The sequence below is a fragment of the Minwuia sp. genome (assembly GCF_048263705.1).
GTDB lineage: Bacteria > Pseudomonadota > Alphaproteobacteria > Minwuiales > Minwuiaceae > Minwuia.
The window spans coordinates 278,475-298,620 of record NZ_JBLXDV010000003.1 but is presented as its reverse complement, the minus strand read 5'-3'; the positions used below and the strand labels follow the sequence as shown (position 1 = coordinate 298,620).

Genomic DNA, 20,146 nt, shown 5'->3' with positions numbered 1-20,146 from the left:
GCTGGACGATGGGTGTCTTTGATCGTACCGCACGCTCCATTCTGTTGACGGATCTGCGCGCCGGATTCTGGCTGACATTGAAATACATGTTCAAGCCGAAGGCGACGCTGAACTATCCGTATGAGAAAGGCCCGCTGAGCCCGCGCTTCCGTGGCGAGCACGCGCTGCGCCGCTACGCCAACGGCGAGGAACGCTGCATCGCCTGCAAGCTGTGCGAGGCGATCTGTCCGGCGCTGGCCATCACGATCGAGGCCGAACCGCGCGATGACGGCAGCCGCCGCACCACACGCTATGACATCGACATGACCAAATGCATCTACTGCGGCTTCTGTCAGGAAGCCTGTCCGGTGGATGCGATTGTCGAGGGGCCGAACTATGAATTCGCGACGGAAACTCGCGAGGAGCTTTTCTACGACAAGGACAAGCTGCTTGCGAACGGTGACCGTTGGGAGAGGGAGATTGCTGCCAATCTGGCGGCGGATGCGCCCTACCGCTAGACGGTCGGGGATGCTGACGAGACCAACTGTAGAGGGGACCGGCCGGTGATTTTGCCGTCGATCGCATTTTATCTGTTCGCGTTCATGACCGTGGCCTGCGGGTGCATGGTCATTGTCTCGCGCAACCCGGTACATTCCGTGCTGTTCCTGATCCTCGCCTTCTTCAATTCGGCGGGCCTGTTCGTGCTGATGGGGGCCGAGTTCCTGGCGATGATCCTGGTGATTGTCTACGTCGGTGCGGTTGCGGTGCTGTTCATGTTCGTCGTGATGATGCTGGACATCAATTTCGTCGAACTGCGCCAGGGCTTTATCCAGTACCTGCCGGTCGGTCTCCTGGTCGGCGTGATCCTGCTGGTGGAAATCCTGCTGGTCGTCGGAGCCTGGGTGATCTCGCCGGAGATCGTGGCCAATCCGGTGGCGGCAACGCCCCCGCCGGACGTGCGCGAGAACACCAAGGCGCTCGGCGATCTGATCTACACGAACTACATCTACCTGTTCCAGGCGGCCGGCATGATCCTGCTGGTGGCGATGATCGGCGCCATCGTGCTGACGCTGCGCACCCGGCCCGGCGTCAAGAAGCAGCGTATCTCCGATCAGGTTGGCCGTGCCCGGTCCGATTCGGTCGAACTCAAGAAAATCCGTCCCGGTCAGGGCATCTGAGAGGGGCGGAGGGGAAGTCTATGGAAATCGGTCTCGGACATTATCTGACGGTTGCGGCGATCCTGTTCACGCTGGGCGTTTTCGGCATCTTCCTGAACCGGAAGAACGTCATCATCATCCTGATGTCGGTCGAATTGATGCTGCTGGCGGTGAACATCAATCTGGTCGCCTTCTCGACGCATCTGAACGACATGGTCGGACAGATCTTCGCGATGTTCGTGCTCACGGTGGCGGCCGGCGAGGCGGCGATCGGCCTGGCCATCCTTGTGGTCTATTTCCGCAACCGCGGTTCCATCGCGGTTGAAGACATCAACATGATGAAGGGCTGAGGCGGATCCCATGATCTATGTTCTGATCGTCTTCGCGCCTCTGATCGGGGCCATTCTCGCAGGCCTGTTCGGGCGGATGCTCGGCGACCGCGCGTCCATGTATGTGACCTGCGGACTGATGACGCTGGCCGCCGTGCTTTCGTGGATCGTCTTCTTCGACATCACCGCGATCCTGTCGTCGGACGGGCACGCCCACGCCGCACAGGTCGATCTGCTTTCGTGGATCCGTTCCGGCGATTTCGAGGTCAACTGGGCGCTGCAGATCGACAGTCTGACGGCCGTCATGCTGATCGTGGTGAACACCGTGTCCTGCCTGGTGCACTGGTACTCGATCGGCTACATGAGCCACGATCCGCATCGCGCGCGGTTCTTCTCGTATCTGTCGCTGTTCACGTTCGCGATGCTGATGCTGGTGACCAGTGACAACTTCGTGCAGCTCTATTTCGGCTGGGAAGGCGTCGGGCTGGCGTCCTATCTGCTGATCGGGTTCTGGTACAAGAAGCCGTCGGCCAATGCCGCGGCCATGAAGGCCTTCATCGTCAACCGCGTCGGCGACTTCGGGTTCGCGCTGGGCATTGCCGGAATCTTCCTCGTCTATGACGATGTGACATTCGCCGGGGTGTTTGCGGCCACGCCCGATCAGGTCGGCCAGACGTTCGAGTTCCTGGGCTATCAGGTCGATATCCTGACCACGATCTGTCTGCTGCTGTTCATGGGGGCGATGGGCAAGTCGGCGCAGTTGCCGCTGCACACCTGGCTGCCGGACGCGATGGAAGGGCCGACGCCGGTGTCGGCGCTGATCCACGCCGCGACCATGGTGACAGCGGGTGTCTTCCTGGTGGCCCGGTGCTCGCCCATGTTCGAATATTCGCCCGATGCGCTGGCGGTCGTGACCGTGATCGGAGCCTGTACGGCGTTCTTCGCGGCAACGGTCGGGCTGGTGCAGACTGACATCAAGCGCGTCATCGCCTATTCGACCTGCTCCCAGCTGGGCTACATGTTCTTCGCTGCCGGTCTGTCGGCCTATCCGATCGCGATCTTCCACCTGTTCACGCACGCCTTCTTCAAGGCGCTGCTGTTCCTGGGGGCCGGATCGGTGATCCACGCCGTCGCCGACGAGCAGGACATGCGCCGCATGGGCGGACTGGCGCGCCACATCCGCAAGACCTACGTCCTGATGTGGATCGGATCGCTGGCGCTGGCCGGTATCGGTATTCCATACGTCTTCGGCTTTGCCGGGTTCTATTCCAAGGACCTGATCATCGAGTCCGCGTTTGGCGCCGGCAACGCGCTGGGGCAGTTCGCCATGATCATGGGGCTGGCGGCGGCGGTGATGACGGCGTTCTATTCCTGGCGTCTGCTGTTCATGACCTTCCACGGCAAGCCGCGCGCGCCGCGTGAGACGATGGAGCACATCCATGACTCGCCGCCGGTGATGATGATCCCGCTCTATATTCTGGGCATCGGTGCCGTGTTCTCGGGCATCCTGTTCGCCGCCCCGATGGCCGGGCACCACTGGCATGACTTCTGGGGCGATGCGATCCTGATCCTGCCGGAGCACGGCGCGATGGAAGCCGCCCACAGCGTGCCGTTCTGGGTGAAGATCTCGCCGCTGGTGATGTCGCTGATCGGCATCGCGCTGGCCTGGCTGTTCTACATCCGGAATACCGATCTGCCCGAGGGCGCAGCGCGGACCCATCGCCCGCTGTACCTGTTCCTGCTGAACAAGTGGTATTTCGACGAACTGTACGACTGGATCTTCGTTCGTCCCGCGAAGGCGCTGGGCACGATCCTGTGGAAGGGCGGGGACGGCTGGATCATCGACCGCCTGGGACCTGACGGCATCTCGTCGACCGTGCTGAAGGCCACCCGCCGCGTGATGTCGGTGCAGACCGGCTACGTCTATCACTATGCCTTTGCCATGCTGATCGGCGTGGCCGCGCTGGTGACCTTTTACTTCTACGCCATCGGGGTTTGAGTGAGATGACCGACTTTCCTCTTCTCAGTATCCTGACCTTCGCGCCGCTGGCGGGGGCGCTGATCATCCTGCTGCTGATCCGCGGCGACGATGAGAGCGTGAACAAGAACTACCGCTGGGCGGCGCTGTGGACCACAGGGGCGACCTTCGTCCTGTCGCTGGTGGTCTGGTTCCAGTTCGACAGCACGACGCACGAGTATCAGTTCGTCGAGGAAAGCGACTGGATCGGGTTCGGCATCACCTACCGGATGGGACTGGACGGCATCTCGATGCCGCTGGTCATGCTGACCACATTCCTGATGCCGCTCTGCATCCTGGCGAGCTGGGAATCGATCCAGACCCGCGTGAAGGAATACATGGTCGCCTTCCTGCTGATGGAAACGCTGATGATCGGCGTGTTCTGCGCGCTGGACCTGGTGCTGTTCTACCTGTTCTTCGAGGGCGGACTGATCCCGATGTTCCTGATCATCGGCATCTGGGGCGGGCAGCGGCGCATCTATGCGACGTTCAAGTTCTTCCTCTACACGCTGGCCGGTTCGGTGCTGATGCTGCTGGCGATCCTGTGGATGTACTTCTACGCCGAGACCACCAGCATTCCGGAACTGATCGCGCGGGCGACCGCGCCCGAGACCGCGATACCGGCCAGCGTTCAGACCTGGCTGTGGCTGGCGTTCTTCGCCTCCTTCGCCGTGAAGATGCCGATGTGGCCGGTTCACACCTGGCTGCCGGACGCCCACGTGGAAGCGCCGACCGCCGGTTCGGTCATCCTGGCCGGTGTGCTGCTGAAGCTGGGCGGTTACGGTTTCATCCGTTTCAGCCTGCCGATGTTCCCGGTCGCCTCGGTCGATTTCACGCCGCTGATCTTCGCGCTGTCGGTCATCGCGGTGATCTACACCTCGCTGGTCGCGCTGATGCAGCAGGACATGAAGAAGCTGATCGCCTATTCATCCGTCGCGCACATGGGTTTCGTCACCATCGGGCTGTTCACCTTCAACCCGCAGGGCATCGAAGGCGCGATCTTCGTCATGCTGGCGCACGGGTTGATTTCAGGCGCGCTGTTCCTGTGCGTGGGCGTGATCTACGACCGTCTGCACACCCGCGAGATCGCCCGGTACGGCGGGCTGGTCGAGACCATGCCGCGCTACGCGTTCGTGTTCCTGCTGATGACGATGGCCTCGATCGGGTTGCCGGGCACCGCAGGTTTCGTGGGCGAGTTCCTGGTCATCGTCGGGGCCTTCGAGGCCAATACCTGGGTGGCCATGTTGATGACCACCGGCGTGATACTGGGCGCGGCCTATGCGCTGTGGCTCTATCGCCGTGTCGTGTTCGGTGCGCTGGAGAAGGAAGATCTGAAAAAGATGCTGGATCTCAGCCCGCGGGAGATCGCCATCTTCGCCCCGCTGGTCGTGGCCGTGCTCTGGATGGGTATCTATCCGTCCGTGTTCCTGGACATCATGGAGCCGTCGGTGATGCATCTGCTGGAAAACCATGACAAGGCGATGCTGGCGGCGGAAGTAATGAGTGAGGCTGGCGATCTGGCGGCCCAGCCGGCGGAGACGAACTGATGAACGCGCACGATTACGCCCTCGCGACCCCCGAGATCTTCGTCGCCATCGCCTCCATGGTGATGCTGATGTTCGGCGTCTTCTCGAAAGGCGAGAACGCGGCACGCAACACGGCATGGATGGCGGTGGTCGTGATGATCGTTGCCATCATTCTGGTGGTCACGGCGACGGACAGCGGCGTCACGTTCGAAGGCATGTTCGTCTCGGACGACTTCTCCAGTTTCGCCAAGGTCCTGATCCTGATCGGCACGGCGTTGTCGATCATCATGTCGATCCGCTTCAACGCGGCGCATCAGATGAACCGCTTCGAGTTCCCCGTGCTGATGACCATCGCCGCGCTTGGCATGATGATGATGGTCTCCGCCAACGATCTGATGTCGCTCTACATGGGCATCGAACTGCAGAGCCTGCCGCTCTACGTCCTGGCGGCCTTCCGGCGCGACTCGACCCGCGCCACCGAAGCCGGTCTGAAGTATTTCGTCCTCGGCGCCCTGTCGTCGGGCATGCTGCTGTATGGCTGCTCCATGATCTACGGCTTCACGGGGGCAACCAGCTTTCCGGGAATCGCGGCGGCGCTGGCCGGCTCCGAGACCGCCGGCCTGGGGCTGGTGGTCGGCATCGTGTTCCTGACCGCGGGGCTGGCCTTCAAGGTTTCGGCCGTCCCGTTTCACATGTGGACGCCGGACGTCTACGAAGGCGCGCCGACGCCGGTGACGACCTTCTTCGCCACCGCCCCGAAAGTGGCCGCGCTGGTGCTGTTCATCCGGGCGATGCTGGAACCGTTCGGCGGACTGGAAAGCAGCTGGACCCAGATCATCTGGCTGATCGCGGCGCTGTCGATGGTCCTGGGTGCGTTCGCCGCCATCGGGCAGACCAACATCAAGCGGCTGATGGCCTATTCCTCGATCGGTCATGTCGGCTACGCGCTGGTCGGACTGGCTGCGGCGACGCCCGAAGGGGTTCGCGGAGTCCTGATCTATCTGGTCATCTATCTGGTGATGAATCTGGGAACCTTCGCCTGCATCCTGGCGATGCGGCGCGGGGAGCAGCCGGTGGAGAAGATCACCGATCTGAAAGGTCTGGCGAAGACCCATCCCGGTATGGCGCTGGCGCTCGCGATCTTCATGTTCTCGCTCGCCGGCATTCCGCCGCTCGCCGGTTTCTTCGGCAAGTTCTATGTCTTCATGGCGGCGATCAATGCCGGCCTGATCGTGCTGTCTGTCATCGGTGTTCTGGCCAGTGTGGTGGGAGCCTTCTATTACCTCCGCCTGATCAAGTTCATGTATTTCGACGAGGCCGATGAACCGCTGTCCAAGCCGGTCGGGTCCGATCTGGGGCTGGTCATGGGGGCGACGGCCATACTGGTCGCGGTGTTCGTCATCGTGCCCGGCTGGGTCCTGCAGAGTGCTACGGCTGCCGCGCAGGCGCTGTTCGACTGATGGACGCCCCAGGGCGCGCCAACTTCAACATTGTCCCCGACGATCCCGGCACGCCAGCCGCGCGCGCCTTGCTCGCGGCTCACCTGGCACACTCCTGGGTGCAGACCCCGGAGACCAGCAATCATACGCTGGACGCGGAAAAGCTTGCGCAACCCGGCATGACCTTCTGGACGGTCCGCGATGCGGGCGAGATTGTCGGTTGCGGTGCCCTGAAAGCGCTGGACGGGGATGAAGCCGAACTCAAATCCATGTTCACGGCCACCGCGCATCGCGGACGCGGCGTCGCGCGGGCAATGCTTGCGCACGCCCTGTCGGAAGCCCGCAGGCGGGGTTTTCGACGCGTCCGCCTGGAAACCGGCACGATGGATGGCTATGCGGCGGCGCGCGCACTTTATCTGAGCCACGGCTTTCACGAATGCGGACCGTTCGGAGATTATGTGTCCGACCCCAACAGCGTCTTCATGATGCGGGTGCTGGACTGATGGTTCACGACGACCGAAACAGCATGACCTTCCGGCGGATCGCACTGAAAGACACCGGATCGACGAACGACGAGGCCCGATCGCGGATCGCGGATGTGGCGGAGCATGCCTTCGTCGTCACGGCGGAGCGCCAGTTGCAGGGCAGGGGGCGGCGCGGGCGCGACTGGATCAGTCCGCCAGGCAATCTCTATGCGTCGTTCGCATTCGATCCGGCCAGGCCCGTTGGTGAATTGCCCGAGCTTTCTTTCGTGGCTGCCCTGGCCGTGTGCGACATGGCGCGGGACTATGTCCCTGATCCGGGAGCCGTGCGCTGTAAATGGCCAAACGATGTTCTGATCGATGGTGCAAAGCTCTCGGGGATACTGCTGGAGACCGCCGCCATGGAAGCCGGTCGTCTGGCGGTGATTGTCGGCATCGGCGTCAATATCGCATCGAAACCGGCCGACACGCCCTATCCCGCGGTGGCGTTGGGCGATCTGGTTGACGGCATTGCGGTCGAGACGGTGCTGGCGGGGCTGTCCGGCCACCTGCGGGACTGGGTGGCCGTCTGGCAATCGGAAGGTTTTCAGGCGATCCGGAAAGCATGGCTGGCGCGCGCCGACGGTATGGGAGAACCAGTCGTCGCGCGTTTGCCGGATCGCGAAGTACATGGCATCTTTGCAGGCCTTGCAGAAGACGGTGCGCTGGTGCTGGAAACCGGAGGGGGGGACGTGGTACGCATCGCCGCTGCGGACGTGTTCCGCCCGAATCCGCAGGAATAGGAAAGTCGCATGCTTCTCGCCATTGATGCGGGCAACACAAATACGACCTTCGCCGTGTTCGACGGCGAGGAGATCATCGGCGAATGGCGTGCCGGCACGAACTCGGCGCGGACGGCTGACGAATATGCCGTCTGGCTCTCCAGCCTGATGAACCTGGTCGATATCGGCTTCGACAAGATCGACGCGGCGATCATCGCCAGCGTGGTCCCGCAGAGCCTGTTCAATCTGCGCACGCTCTGTCGTCGATATTGCAGTTGCGAACCCATCGTCGTCGGCGATCCGGACGTCGATATCGGGATCAAGGTGCTGATCGAGAAATCCCGCGATGTCGGTGCGGACCGACTTGTGAACGCCGTCGGCGCGCACATCCACTATGGCGGCCCTGCCATCATTCTGGACTTCGGAACGGCAACCACTTTCGATGTGATCGACGAGAGCGGCAACTACCACGGCGGTGTCATCGCGCCCGGTATCAACCTCAGCCTGCAGGCGCTGCACATGGCGGCGGCGAAACTGCCGCGCATTGCCATCGAGCGCCCGACGAAGGTGATTGGCGACGACACCGAATCCGCCATGCTGTCGGGCGTCTACTACGGATATGTCGGTCTGATCGAAGGCCTGGTCACGCGGATCAAGCAGGATTTCGGCAAGCCGATGAAGGTGATTGCCACCGGCGGACTCGCGGTCATGTTCTCCGACGGGACGGACGCGCTGGACAGCATCGATCGTGACCTGACCATGAGGGGCCTGCTGGAGATCAGCCGCCGCAACCCGAGGACAACGCTTTGAGCAAAACCCACCCGCATCGTGATGGACTGGTGATCGTCCCGCTGGGAGGGTGTGGTGAGATCGGCATGAACCTCACGCTCTACGGAGTGGCGGGCAAGTGGCTGATGGTCGATTGCGGCATGACCTTCGCCGACGAATCATTGCCGGGCGTTGATCTGATCGTGCCCGATCCGACCTTCATCGAATCCGAGGCGAAGGATCTGGTCGGCCTGGTCATCACCCATGCGCATGAAGATCACATCGGCGCGGTCCATCACCTCTGGGAGCGGTTCCGCTGCCCGGTCTATGTGACGCCGTTTGCCGAGCAGTCGCTGAATGCCAAGCTGGACGAGGCGGGGTTGCGGGGTGACGTGCCCGTGCATGTGTTCGAGAACGATGACGCGATCGACCTCGATCCGTTCCGCATCACGCCGATCGGCCTGACGCACTCGACGCTGGAAATGAAGGCGCTGGCGATCGAGACGCGGCACGGCACGGTCATGCACACCGGCGACTGGAAACTGGACAAGGATCCTCTGATGGGGCCGACCTCGGATGAGGCGGCGCTGAAGGCCTGGGGTGACAAGGGCGTTCTGGCCTTGGTCTGTGACTCGACCAATGTGTTCGATCCGGGCACATCCGGATCGGAGTCGGACGTTCGCCGCGCGCTGATCGACCTGGTGAAGGAGCGTCCGGACAACCGCATCGTCGTGACCACTTTCGCATCCAACGTGGCGCGTCTGGAAAGCGTTGCGCGCGCGGCCGAAGCCTCGGGACGCGCCTTCGTGCTGGTCGGGCGGTCACTCTGGAAGTTCTATCAGGCCGCGCGCGCGGTCGGCTATCTGGATACGATCAAGCCGCCCCTGACGGACAAGGATGCGGCGCGAATGCCGCGCAACAAGACGCTGCTGCTGTGTACGGGGTGCCAGGGTGAGCCGCGCGGCGCGATGGCACGCGTGGCCATGGACGATCATCCGAACATCGACCTCAGGCCCGGCGACACCGTCATCTTTTCCTCCAAGATCATTCCCGGAAACGAGAAGACGCTCTACCGCATGCACAATGCGATGGCGCTGAACGATATCGAGGTGATCAGCGAGAAGGACCACTTCGTACATGTTTCCGGACATCCCGCCCGCGAGGAACTGAAGCGCATGTACGAACTGGTGAGGCCTGAACTGGTCGTGCCCGTGCACGGCGAGGCCCGGCACCTGATCGAGCAGGCCCGGTTCGCGGTCGAGGAAGGCGGCATGCCGGCCGCCCAGGTCATCCTGAACGGAGATGTGCTGCGGCTGGCACCCGGTGAACCCGAGATCGTGTCGGAGGTGCCGGTCGGACGGCTGGCGGTCGATCCCGCCGGACTGGTGGTGATGGCCGCGGCCATGCTGCAGCACCGGCGAAAGCTGGCGGGCAACGGCGTGATGATGATCGTGCTGGTCGTGGATGCCGACAGCGAACTGGTGGAAGATCCGCGGATCATGCTGGCCGGTGTTGCCGAAGGCCGCGAGATGGCCGCCCTGACCAATGATGTGGCCGTCGCGATCGAGCGGGAGCTGGGCAAGGTGAACGGGCGCAGGCCCGCCGGAGACGATGCATTGGCCGAGGCCGCCTCGCGTGCCGCCCGCCGTGTCGTCAAGCAGGTCACCAGCCGCCGGCCGTTGACGGAAGTCGAAGTCGTACGCCTGGAAGAGGGCGAGAAAACTGCCAACGAAAGCTGGAAGGAGGCCGTCTGATGATCGGACGCTTGAACCATGTCGCCATTGCCGTACCCGATCTGGAAGCGGCATCGAAAACCTATCGCGAGACGCTCGGGGCCAGGGTTTCGGACCCGCAGCCGGAGCCTGACAATGGCGTGACGGTGGTCTTCGTCGATCTGGGCAACACCAAGGTCGAACTGCTGCATCCGCTGGGCGCGGATTCGCCGATCGAGAATTTCCTGAAGAACAACCCGTCTGGCGGCATGCACCATGTCTGCTACGAGGTCGAGGACATCATCGCGGCCCGCGATCAGCTGAAGAGCGAGGGGGCGCGCGTGCTCGGCAGCGGAGAGCCGAAGATCGGCGCGCACGGCAAGCCGGTCCTGTTCCTGCACCCGAAGGACTTCTGCGGCACACTGGTCGAACTGGAGCAGGTCTGACCCATGTCTGTCGCGGGCGGGATCGTCATCTATGTGATCGTCTGGTGGGTGGTGCTGTTCACGGTGCTGCCCATCGGCGTCCGCAACTCGTACGAGGAAGGTGTGGAGATGGTCCCGGGCCAGGCGGACGGGGCCCCCGTGCAGCCCCGCATCCTCTACAAGTTCGGGCTGACGACCGCCATCACCACCGGAATCTTCGGTCTGATCTGGGCCAGCGACTATTTCGGCTGGGTGAACTGGCGGCAACTGATGTACGACATTGCCGAAATGACCTGAGCGGGAACGGTCCCCCCGCTGACCACGGCATGACCGAGGAGACACCGGTTTGACCATCGAAGTGATCATTCTGGGCAGCGGTTCGCCCATGCCGCAACCCGACCGAGCCGGACCGGCGACCCTTGTTCGCGTCGCCGGGAAGGATTTTCTGTTCGACTGTGGCCGGGGCGTGCTGATGCGGGCAATGTCGGTTGATATGACAGCGCCCGGACTGACAGCGCAGTTCCTTACCCATCTGCACAGCGATCACACCACAGACTTCAACGATGTCATCACCACCCGCTGGATCATGAGCCCCCAACCGAATCCGCTTCAGGTGCATGGCCCTGTCGGGACACGGAAATTCACGGATGCGACGCTGGCCGCGCTGGATCAGGATATCGGTTACCGCATTGCACACCACGACGACCTGACCGAGCCGCCTGCCGTTGCCGTCTTTGAACACGGCGACGGCCTGGTTCTGGAGGAGGACGGTGTCCGCATCACCTGCGCGCCTACCGATCACAGCCCGGTCCATCCGACGCTGGGTTACCGGATAGAGTTCGGCGGAAAGGCTGTCGCGATCGCAGGCGACACTGTGCCCTGCGAGGGGCTCGACCGTATCTGCAAGAACGCCGATGTCTATGTGCAGACCGTGATCCGCAGCGATATCATCGCGAATGCGCGGGGCCGGCGCATCCGGGACGTGATCGATTATCATTCGGACGTGAAGCAGGCGGGAGAGACCGCTGCGCGGAACGATGTGCGCAAACTGGTGCTCAATCACTTCGTGCCGCCGCCGCCGCCCGGTCGCGAAGAGGAATGGGCGGCCGACGCGCGGGATGTTTTCGATGGCGAAATTCTGGTCTCGCACGACCTGATGCAGATCGGGACCGGCTGAACCTCAGCCGATCCCGGATTCTGCGACACCCTGAAGTGGAAGATCAGCTGGCGTAGGGATCGTCGCCCAGTTTGATGACCTGCTTGCCGAAGTTCTCGCCCTTCAGCATGCCGATGAACGCCGACGGTGCGTTGTCGATGCCTTCGGCCACGTCGATGCGGTAGTTCATCTTGCCTTCCTTCAGCCACCCGGCGACTTCCGAGACGAACTCGGGGTAGACATCGTAGTGGTCGGAGATGATGAAGCCCTGCAGCTTCACCTTGTTGATCAGCAGGCTGGCGATGTTGTGGATGCCCTCGGGCTTGGTCAGGTTGTACTGGCTGATCAGGCCGCACAGCGCGATACGGCTGTGCTGGTTGAGCGCCGTGAGCACGGCGTCCAGCATCTTGCCGCCGACATTCTCGAAATAGACATCGATGCCGTCGGGGCAGTGCTCGTGAATGGCCTTGGCGTAGCTGTCGACATTCTTGTAGTTAAAGCAGGCGTCATAGCCGCACTTGTCGACGACGTACTCGCATTTCTCATCGGAACCGGCTGAACCGATCACCCGCGCGCCTTTCAGCTTGGCCACCTGACCGACCACCTGGCCGACGGCACCCGATGCAGCGGAGACATAGACCGTCTCGCCTTCCTTCGGCGCACCGATCTTGGTCAGACCGTACCAGCCGGTGAATCCGGGCATGCCGAGGACGCTGATGTAATAGGCCAGTGGTGCGGCCTTCGGATCGACCGGCATCACGCCGGCACCGCCCTTTACCAGCGTATGCGTTTCCCAGTTCAGCATGCCGGTGACGACGGTACCTTCGGGGATCTTGTCGTTCTTCGACTGCACGACCTCGCCGATGGCACCGCACTGCATCACCTTGCCCAGCTCGAAACCGGCGGCGTAGGACTTGGCGTCGTTCATGCGCCCGCGCATGTAGGGATCGACGGACATGTAGATGTTGCGGACCAGAATGTCCCCGTCCTCCAGCGCCGGGATCGGGGCGTCCTCGATCTTGAAGCAGCTGTCATCGACCCAGCCTTCCGGGCGTTTGGCGAAGAGTACGCGGCGGTTTTGATCGGTCATGGTTGTTTCCTGTCCTGAAAGATGATCCGGCGCGAAGGGTAGTGGACCGGTCGCGCAAGTCAAAGCGAACGCTTCAGTTGCCCGGTGCGGCGTTCCGGGCGGTTTCGTCGGCTGCGATCCAGAGCGCATGGCCATCGAAGCCGGCTTCCGCCGCCGCCACGAACGCCTCCATGATCTGGTCCGGATGCGGCAGCGTTTCCGGATCCTCGCCGGGAAAGGCACTGGCCCGCATCCCGGTCCGGGTGGCACCCGGATTGATCACGTTGACGCGGACATTCGTCTTCTGGACCTCCGCGGCATAGGTCTCCGCCATTTTCTCCAGCGCGGCCTTTGTCGTGGCATAGACGCCCCAATAGGGTGCGGACCGCCGGGTGATGCCGGATGTCACGAACATGACCCGCCCAGCGTCCGACCGTCGAAGCAGCGGGTCGAGCGCCCGCAGCAGCCGCCAGTTCGCATGCACGTTGATCCGGAAGGCGCGTTCCCATTCCTTCGGATCGATGTCCTGGACGGGCGTCAGCGTGCCCAGGATCGCGGCATTGCCGACCAGAATGTCCAGCTTGCCGAACCGTTCCGCCAGCGGCGCGGCCAGCCCGTCGATGCTCTCCCACTTCTCCAGGTCGAGCGGGACCAGCGTTGCCGAGCCCCCCAGACCGGATATCTCGTCGTCCAGTTCCTCCAGCTTGCCGGTGCCGCGGGCCACGGCGATCACATGTGCGCCCTCGGCGGCATAGCGCCTGGCGATGCTGCGTCCGATGCCTTTCGATGCGCCGGTGACAAGGGCGATTCGACCTTCAAGCCGTTTCAGTGTCGGGGTTTCGGTCATGCGAGGGGCACCTCTGTCTGTCCGCCGGAATCTGGAAAATGCAGGTTTGCCCGACTCTTGGGCGAAAGCAAAGCCGCTGTCTTGAATTTGCCCGATTGCAGTGCGATGCGTTGCCTATGCTGTCGCCTTCGTTTTTCACATCCACGCTGTCGATTGATGTCGCGGCACTGGCGCGCAACTGGCAGCGGCTGGACGCCATGACCGGCGCGGCGGAGACCGGGGCCGCGGTCAAGGCGAACGCATACGGCATCGGCATCGGGCCGGCCGTGAACGCGTTGCACGGCGCGGGGTGCAGGACCTTCTTCGTTGCGCATCCGTCCGAGGGGATTGCCGCACGTGCGGCTCTGACGGAATGTACCGCGCGGGACGTTCAGACTGGCAGCGATATCTATGTGCTGAACGGATTGCCGCACGGGGCTGCACGGGACTATGAGGCCCACGGGCTGCGCCCGGTTCTCTGTGAACCGGGACAGATCGAACGCTGGCGAGCGCATGCGAAAGCGCGGGGCAGACGGTTGCCCTGCGCCATCCAGATCGATACGGGCATGACCCGGCTGGGGCTGCTGGGCCGGGATGTCGAACGCCTGACCGAATCGCCCGATCTGCTGGACGGGCTGGACGTTCAGTTGTGGATCACGCATCCGTCCTGTGCCGATCATCCCGACCATCCGCTGAATCAGGAACAACGGAGCCTGTTTCTGGCGCGCGTTGCCGGTCTGCCTGCGGCGCGGCTCAGTTTCGCCAATTCGGCGGGAATCTTCCTGGGACCGGACTGGCACATGGACCTGTGCCGGCCGGGCATCGCGCTCTACGGATCCAATCCGGACGCGATGACGGGTGCGCCGATGGACGAAGTGGTCCACCTGAGCGCCCGTATCCTGCAGGTTCATGATATCGATCGTCCCCGCTTCGTCGGCTATGGCGCAACGCATCCGGTTCCCGTCGGGCGACGGATCGCGACCTGCGGTGTCGGTTACGCCGACGGATACATGCGATCGCTCAGCAATCTGGGCTATGGCATGCTCGCCGGGCACCGGGTGCCGCTGGTGGGACGGGTTTCCATGGACCTGATCACGTTCGACATCACGGACGTGCCGGAACATGATATCGGCCCCGAAAGTGAGATATCGATCATCGGCGGCGGCGTTGATATAGATGAACTTGCTGCATTGGGCGGCACGATCGCTTATGAACTGCTGACCGGTCTCGGAAACCGGTTCGCGCGTCGATATCTCAATGGAGTTGCGGCTTGAACATTGGTCTGAATCCAGTTGCGCTGGTCGGACGGGTTATCCTCGAATTTCTCGCCGCCATCGGTCGACTCTGTGTTTTCATGGGGCAGGGCCTGCGTCATTGCGTGACGCCTCCCTGGTATCCGCGGCTGCTGCTGCGTCAGATGATCCAGATCGGCTATTTCTCGCTGCCGGTGATCGGTCTGACCGCCTTCTTCACGGGCGCGGTGCTGGCGCTGCAGATCTATATCGGCGGCAACCGCTTCAATGCCGAAAGCCTGGTCTCGTCCATCGTCGTGCTGGGCATCACGCGGGAACTGGGTCCCGTCATCGGCGGCCTGATGGTCGCGGGCCGTGTCAGCGCCGCCATGGCTGCCGAGATTGGCACCATGCGCGTGACCGAGCAGATCGACGCGCTGACGACCCTGTCGACCAATCCGTTCAAGTATCTGGTCGCGCCGCGCCTGATCGCGGGCGCGACCATGCTGCCGCTGCTGGTGCTGGTTGCCGACATCATCGGCGTCTTTGGCGGTTTCGTCGTGGGCACGTCCAAGCTGGGTTTCAATCCCGGCAACTACATCAACAGCACGATCGATTTCCTGCACACCGATGACGTGGTCTCGGGGCTGGTGAAAGCGTCGATCTTCGGGTTCATTATTTCGCTGATGGGCTGTTACCACGGCTTCATGAGCAAGGGCGGTGCCCAGGGCGTGGGCCGTGCGACGACGAATGCCGTCGTGACCGCGTCGATCCTGATCCTGGTGGCCAACTACATCGTGACGGAGTTGTTTTTCGCGACATGACCGGACAGCCCAAAATCGCCATGCAGGGTGTGAAGAAGCGGTTCGGCCGCAAGGAAGTGCTCCGCGGCATCGATCTGGAGGTGGCACCCGGCGAGTCGCTGGTGGTCATCGGGGGATCGGGCAGCGGCAAGTCGGTGATGCTGAAATCGATCCTGGGTATCGTGAAGCCTGAGGAGGGCGCGATCCTGATCGACGGACAGGACATGCTGAAAGCCAGTGCGGGGGAGCGTGCCGAACAGCTGTCGAAGATGGGCATGCTGTTCCAGGGCGGTGCCCTGTTCGACAGCCTGAAGGTCTGGGAGAACGTGTCGTTCGGCCTGATGCAGGGCAAGCACATGGGCCGCGATGAGGCCCATGAGGTGGCGATCACCAAACTGGGCCAGGTCGGCCTGAGCGAAGACGTCGCGGATCTTTTCCCGGCCGAGCTGTCGGGCGGCATGCAGAAGCGTGTCGGTCTGGCGCGCGCCATCGCAACGGACCCCGAGATCATCTTCTTCGACGAGCCCACCACCGGTCTGGATCCGATCATGGCCGATGTGATCAACGACCTGATCGTCAAATGCACCAAGGAACTGGGCGCGACGACGCTGTCGATCACCCACGACATGGCCTCCGCGCGCAAGATCGCGGACCGGATCGCCATGATCTATGAGGGGCGTATCATCTGGTCCGGCCCGGCGTCCCAGATCGACGACCCGGGCAACGACCATGTCGATCAGTTCGTCCACGGACGGGCTGAGGGTCCAATCCAGATGCAGGTGCTGAAGACCTGATGGCCAAGGCGACGCGCCGATATGTCTGCCGTGAGTGCGGCGCGAGCTTTCCAAAATGGCGCGGTTTCTGTGATGCATGCGGCACCGCCGATTCCATCGAGGAAGAAGTCTTCGCCGTGCGCCCCAAGGCGTTCGGTGTTGTGCAGGGCGGCAAGTCAAAACCCGCCGTGATGAGCGATCTGTCGGTCCAGACGCTGGACGAGCCGCGCCGGTCGAGCGGGATGGACGAACTGGACCGCGTGCTGGGTGGCGGACTGGTGCGCAATTCCGCGGTCCTGATCGGTGGTGATCCCGGGATTGGCAAGTCGACATTGCTGCTGCAGGCCGCGGCGCGGCTGGCCGGAACAGGCGGGCGGGTCGTCTATGTGTCGGGCGAGGAAGCCACCGCGCAGATCGCCATGCGCGCGCGCCGGCTGGGCGTCGACGGTGCCGCCGTGCAGGTCGCCAACGCCAACGCGCTGGGGGAGATCATGGCCGCGCTGGATGCCGGTCCGCCGCCCGATCTGCTGATCATCGATTCCATCCAGACCGTGTTTTCCGAGAATCTGGACAGTGCGCCGGGGACGGTGGCGCAGGTGCGCGCCTGCGGTCATGAACTGGTGCAATACGCCAAGCAGTCCGGGGCCGCCGTTTTCCTGGTCGGACATGTGACGAAGGACGGGCAGATCGCCGGTCCGCGCGTCCTGGAGCATATGGTCGATACGGTGCTCTATTTCGAAGGCGATCGCAGCCATCACTTCCGCATCCTGCGGTCGGTCAAGAACCGCTTCGGGTCTGCCGACGAGATCGGGGTCTTCGAGATGGCGGAGCAGGGGCTGATCGAGACACCCAATCCGTCCGCCCTGTTTCTGGGGGACCGCGACGAACCGGTGCCCGGCGCGGCGATCTTTGCCGGCATGGAGGGGTCGCGCCCGATCCTGGTCGAGATACAGGCGCTGGTCGCGCCGTCTCCGCTGGCCACGCCACGCCGCGCCGTCGTCGGCTGGGACAGCGGACGTCTGGCGATGATCCTTGCGGTCCTGGACACCCGGCTGGGCCTCTCGCTGGGGCAGAACGAGGTTTACCTGAACGTGGCCGGCGGGCTGCGCATTTCCGAACCGGCTGCCGATCTGGCGGTGGCCGCAGCGCTGTTGTCGTCGCTGAGCGGACATTCGGTGGCCCCGGCGACCGTCATCTTCGGCGAGGTCGGCCTGTCCGGTGCCGTGCGCCGTGTCGCCCGTTCCGAGGCGCGGCTGAAGGAGTCCTCCAAACTCGGATTCGAGCACGCCATCGTTCCCGCCGGTTCCGAAGGCAAGGACCTGATCCGGACGACCGAGGTCGGCGGGCTTGAAAAACTGCTCAGCCTGTTCCCGCTGGACGACCGCTGATGGAATTCACCTTCGCCGATATCATCGTCTTCGGGATCATCGGGGTCTCGATCCTGTTCAGCTTCTTCTTCGGCTTCGTCTGGGAGGTGCTGTTCTTCAGCAGCTGGATCGGGGCGGGGCTGGCCGCCTATTTCGGATTTCCATACGTCAGCCCCTTTGTCGAGGAGCATCTCGGCTACGGGCTGGCCAGCGACATCATCACCGCGTTGGTGCTCTTCATCGCCGCTCTGGTCGTCCTGATGATCCTGACCCAGATGATTTCGTCGCGGGTCCGCCGCAACGGTGCCATCAGCATCGCCGACCGTGTTCTGGGACTGCTGTTCGGCGCGGCGCGCGGCGCGCTTGTGGTCATTGCCATCTGGCTGGTGATCGACTATGCCGCGCCCAGGGACCCGCCCGCGACCGTGCGGGACTCCCGTTCGCTGCCCTATGTGAAGGAAGCTGCCGCCTTCGTGCTTTCGAAAGTTCCCCAGGCCCTGCGTGATCGCGCCCGTTCGACTGCGGACGGAACGTCTGACAAGGCCGGCGCGGCGCGGGACATGCTCGACGCGGGTCAGCGGCTTCGCGGACAGGACGGCGACGAGGAGAAGGGCTACAGGGCGGAAGACAGCCGCCAGCTTGAACGCATGATCGAGAATACGACCGAGGATCGCTAGACCCCATGTTCGACCTGCAGACAACACATCCGTTTCAGTCCCATGACGATCATTTCCACGAGGAATGCGCCGTCTTCGGTATCTGGGGCGCCGACGCGGACGAAGACGAACCTTCCAAGGCGGCCACGATCACGGCGACCGGGCTGCACGCGCTGCAGCATCGCGGGCAGGAAGCCTGCGGCATCGTGGCCTTCAATCAGGGTCGGTTTCTGGTGCATCGGGCCATCGGGCTGGTCGGCGACGTTTTCGGCAAGGGCAAGGCGGACGACGGGCGCTCGGGCCCGCTGCTGCGGCTGACGGGTGACGCGGCCATCGGGCATACGCGCTACGCGACCTCCGGCAAGGGCGAGGGGCCGGCACCGATCCGCAACATCCAGCCCCTCTGGACCGATCTGGACGAAACCGGCGGATTTGCGCTGGCGCACAACGGCAATCTGACCAATGCGAACACGCTGAAGGCCGACCTGCGGGCTGAAGGGCGGCGGTTCCAGTCCACGGTCGATACCGAGGTTATCCTGGACCTGATGGCGCGCAGCCGCGAACGGCGGCTGGCCAGCCGCCTGATCGACGCGCTCAGCCGGGTGGTCGGCGCCTATTCCATCGTCGGCCTGTCCGCCAAGAAGCTGATCGGCGTACGCGATCCTTCGGGTGTGCGTCCGCTGGTGCTGGGCCGGCTGGACAATGCCTGGATCATCTGCTCGGAAACCTGTGCGCTGGACATTGTCGGGGCCACCTATGTGCGCGACATCGATCCCGGCGAGATGGTGGTGATCGACGAGGACGGTCTGCAGACGTTCCGGCCCTTCGCACCCGCGCCGCACCGGTTCTGCATTTTCGAATACATCTATTTCTCGCGCCCGGATTCCTTCGTCGAAGGCAACAACGTCTATGCCATCCGGCAGGCGATCGGTCAGGAACTGGCACGCGAGGAGACCCACAGCGCCGACATGGTGGTGCCGGTGCCCGACTCGGGTACGCCCGCCGCCATCGGCTATGCCCGGCAGAGCGGCATTCCGTTCGAACTGGCGGTCACGCGAAGCCAGCTTGCCGGACGCAGCTTCATCGAGCCCGATCAGGAAAGCCGCGAGCAGGTGGTCCGGCGCAAGCTGAACGTGAACCGCGACATGGTGCGCGGCAAGCGCGTGGTTCTGGTCGACGATTCCATCGTGCGCGGCACGACCTCGAAGATTCTGGTCCGCATGTTCCGTGACGCCGGCGTGCGGGAGGTGCACATGCGGATCGCCAGCCCGCCGACGAAAAGCCCCTGCTACTATGGTGTCGATACGCCTTCCAAGGGCGAACTGATCTACAACCAGTACGCGACGATCGAACAGATGGAACGGCATCTGGGCGTCGACAGCCTGCGCTATCTGTCGGTGCCTGGCATGTACCGCGCCGTCGGGCAGCAGGACATCCCCGAGGACGAGAGCGAGTGCGGGGCGCGGGCGGGCTACTGCGACGCCTGCTTCACCGGCAGCTATCCCATTGAGCTGGTTGATAATTCCATCACGGACTCCAAGCAGAAGGACCTCTTCCGCGAATTTGGGAACTGAACGATGTTCCTGTGATGAGAACATGTGTTGACAATAATAGAACAATAAAAGAACATACTTCCTGCAAACAGGCAGGAGGTTGTGATGGACTGGTT

General features: G+C 63.2%; 21 protein-coding genes. 19 read left to right on the top strand and 2 right to left on the bottom strand.

Annotated elements, in window-relative coordinates:
* The first annotated feature begins 8 nt into the window (after window positions 1-8).
* The 13 genes from nuoI to ACN0X7_RS06205 all read left to right on the top strand — a co-directional run bounded on the left by nuoI (window position 9) and on the right by ACN0X7_RS06205 (window position 11,772).
* Window positions 9-497: an NADH-quinone oxidoreductase subunit NuoI gene (nuoI, locus tag ACN0X7_RS06265; protein ID WP_417515239.1), complete on the top strand. Its 489-nt coding sequence runs from the start codon at window positions 9-11 to the stop codon at window positions 495-497.
* 45 nt (window positions 498-542) lie between these two features.
* The gene (locus ACN0X7_RS06260) at window positions 543-1,157 is read left to right on the top strand and encodes an NADH-quinone oxidoreductase subunit J (RefSeq protein WP_417515237.1); all 615 of its coding nucleotides are present in this window, start codon (window positions 543-545) and stop codon (window positions 1,155-1,157) included.
* 20 nt (window positions 1,158-1,177) lie between these two features.
* The gene (nuoK, locus tag ACN0X7_RS06255) at window positions 1,178-1,486 is read left to right on the top strand and encodes an NADH-quinone oxidoreductase subunit NuoK (protein ID WP_417515235.1); all 309 of its coding nucleotides are present in this window, start codon (window positions 1,178-1,180) and stop codon (window positions 1,484-1,486) included.
* A 10-nt stretch (window positions 1,487-1,496) separates the two neighbouring features.
* Window positions 1,497-3,464, top strand: coding sequence for an NADH-quinone oxidoreductase subunit L (nuoL, locus tag ACN0X7_RS06250; RefSeq protein ID WP_417515233.1), 1,968 nt, complete (start codon window positions 1,497-1,499; stop codon window positions 3,462-3,464).
* Window positions 3,465-3,469: 5 nt separating this feature from the next.
* Complete coding sequence (locus ACN0X7_RS06245) at window positions 3,470-5,029, top strand: NADH-quinone oxidoreductase subunit M (RefSeq protein WP_417515231.1); 1,560 nt, start codon at window positions 3,470-3,472, stop codon at window positions 5,027-5,029.
* Entirely contained in the window at window positions 5,029-6,468 is a 1,440-nt protein-coding gene (gene nuoN, locus ACN0X7_RS06240; protein ID WP_417515229.1) for an NADH-quinone oxidoreductase subunit NuoN, read from the top strand. Before ACN0X7_RS06245 ends, nuoN begins: the two co-directional genes overlap by 1 nt.
* Window positions 6,468-6,950 carry a GNAT family N-acetyltransferase gene (locus ACN0X7_RS06235; RefSeq protein WP_417515227.1) on the top strand — a complete coding sequence of 161 codons (483 nt, stop codon included), beginning with the start codon at window positions 6,468-6,470 and terminating at the stop codon, window positions 6,948-6,950. Before nuoN ends, ACN0X7_RS06235 begins: the two co-directional genes overlap by 1 nt.
* Window positions 6,950-7,711 (top strand): biotin--[acetyl-CoA-carboxylase] ligase, encoded by a 762-nt coding sequence (locus ACN0X7_RS06230; protein ID WP_417515225.1) that lies wholly within the window; start codon window positions 6,950-6,952, stop codon window positions 7,709-7,711. The genes ACN0X7_RS06235 and ACN0X7_RS06230 overlap by 1 nt, the downstream gene beginning before the upstream one ends.
* Window positions 7,712-7,720: 9 nt before the next feature.
* Complete coding sequence (locus tag ACN0X7_RS06225; RefSeq protein ID WP_417515223.1) at window positions 7,721-8,500, top strand: type III pantothenate kinase; 780 nt, start codon at window positions 7,721-7,723, stop codon at window positions 8,498-8,500.
* Entirely contained in the window at window positions 8,497-10,212 is a 1,716-nt protein-coding gene (locus ACN0X7_RS06220) for a ribonuclease J (protein WP_417515221.1), read from the top strand. The genes ACN0X7_RS06225 and ACN0X7_RS06220 overlap by 4 nt, the downstream gene beginning before the upstream one ends.
* Window positions 10,212-10,616 carry a methylmalonyl-CoA epimerase gene (gene mce / locus ACN0X7_RS06215; protein ID WP_417515219.1) on the top strand — a complete coding sequence of 135 codons (405 nt, stop codon included), beginning with the start codon at window positions 10,212-10,214 and terminating at the stop codon, window positions 10,614-10,616. The genes ACN0X7_RS06220 and mce overlap by 1 nt, the downstream gene beginning before the upstream one ends.
* Before the next feature lie 3 nt (window positions 10,617-10,619).
* Complete coding sequence (locus ACN0X7_RS06210; protein WP_417515217.1) at window positions 10,620-10,892, top strand: DUF1467 family protein; 273 nt, start codon at window positions 10,620-10,622, stop codon at window positions 10,890-10,892.
* Between the two features lie 88 nt (window positions 10,893-10,980).
* Window positions 10,981-11,772, top strand: coding sequence for an MBL fold metallo-hydrolase (locus tag ACN0X7_RS06205; protein ID WP_417515584.1), 792 nt, complete (start codon window positions 10,981-10,983; stop codon window positions 11,770-11,772).
* 43 nt (window positions 11,773-11,815) lie between these two features.
* Here ACN0X7_RS06205 and ACN0X7_RS06200 read toward each other — a convergent pair whose 3' ends face one another.
* The gene (locus tag ACN0X7_RS06200; RefSeq protein WP_417515215.1) at window positions 11,816-12,841 is read right to left on the bottom strand and encodes an NADP-dependent oxidoreductase; all 1,026 of its coding nucleotides are present in this window, start codon (window positions 12,839-12,841) and stop codon (window positions 11,816-11,818) included.
* Between the two features lie 73 nt (window positions 12,842-12,914).
* Window positions 12,915-13,667 carry an SDR family NAD(P)-dependent oxidoreductase gene (locus ACN0X7_RS06195; RefSeq protein ID WP_417515213.1) on the bottom strand — a complete coding sequence of 251 codons (753 nt, stop codon included), beginning with the start codon at window positions 13,665-13,667 and terminating at the stop codon, window positions 12,915-12,917.
* Between the two features lie 116 nt (window positions 13,668-13,783).
* On the opposite strand from ACN0X7_RS06195, the gene alr reads away from it, so the two are divergent.
* The 6 genes from alr to purF are packed head-to-tail and all read left to right on the top strand — an operon-like array spanning window position 13,784 to window position 20,051.
* On the top strand, window positions 13,784-14,920 hold the full coding sequence (alr, locus tag ACN0X7_RS06190) for an alanine racemase (protein ID WP_417515211.1): 1,137 nt from the start codon (window positions 13,784-13,786) through the stop codon (window positions 14,918-14,920).
* Complete coding sequence (locus ACN0X7_RS06185) at window positions 14,917-15,702, top strand: MlaE family ABC transporter permease (RefSeq protein WP_417515209.1); 786 nt, start codon at window positions 14,917-14,919, stop codon at window positions 15,700-15,702. Before alr ends, ACN0X7_RS06185 begins: the two co-directional genes overlap by 4 nt.
* On the top strand, window positions 15,699-16,475 hold the full coding sequence (locus tag ACN0X7_RS06180; RefSeq protein ID WP_417515207.1) for an ABC transporter ATP-binding protein: 777 nt from the start codon (window positions 15,699-15,701) through the stop codon (window positions 16,473-16,475). Before ACN0X7_RS06185 ends, ACN0X7_RS06180 begins: the two co-directional genes overlap by 4 nt.
* Entirely contained in the window at window positions 16,475-17,842 is a 1,368-nt protein-coding gene (gene radA / locus ACN0X7_RS06175) for a DNA repair protein RadA (protein WP_417515205.1), read from the top strand. Before ACN0X7_RS06180 ends, radA begins: the two co-directional genes overlap by 1 nt.
* Window positions 17,842-18,498: a CvpA family protein gene (locus ACN0X7_RS06170; RefSeq protein WP_417515203.1), complete on the top strand. Its 657-nt coding sequence runs from the start codon at window positions 17,842-17,844 to the stop codon at window positions 18,496-18,498. The genes radA and ACN0X7_RS06170 overlap by 1 nt, the downstream gene beginning before the upstream one ends.
* 5 nt (window positions 18,499-18,503) lie before the next feature.
* Window positions 18,504-20,051, top strand: a complete 1,548-nt coding sequence (purF, locus tag ACN0X7_RS06165) for an amidophosphoribosyltransferase (RefSeq protein ID WP_417515201.1) — start codon at window positions 18,504-18,506, stop codon at window positions 20,049-20,051.
* The last annotated feature ends 95 nt before the right edge of the window (window positions 20,052-20,146 follow it).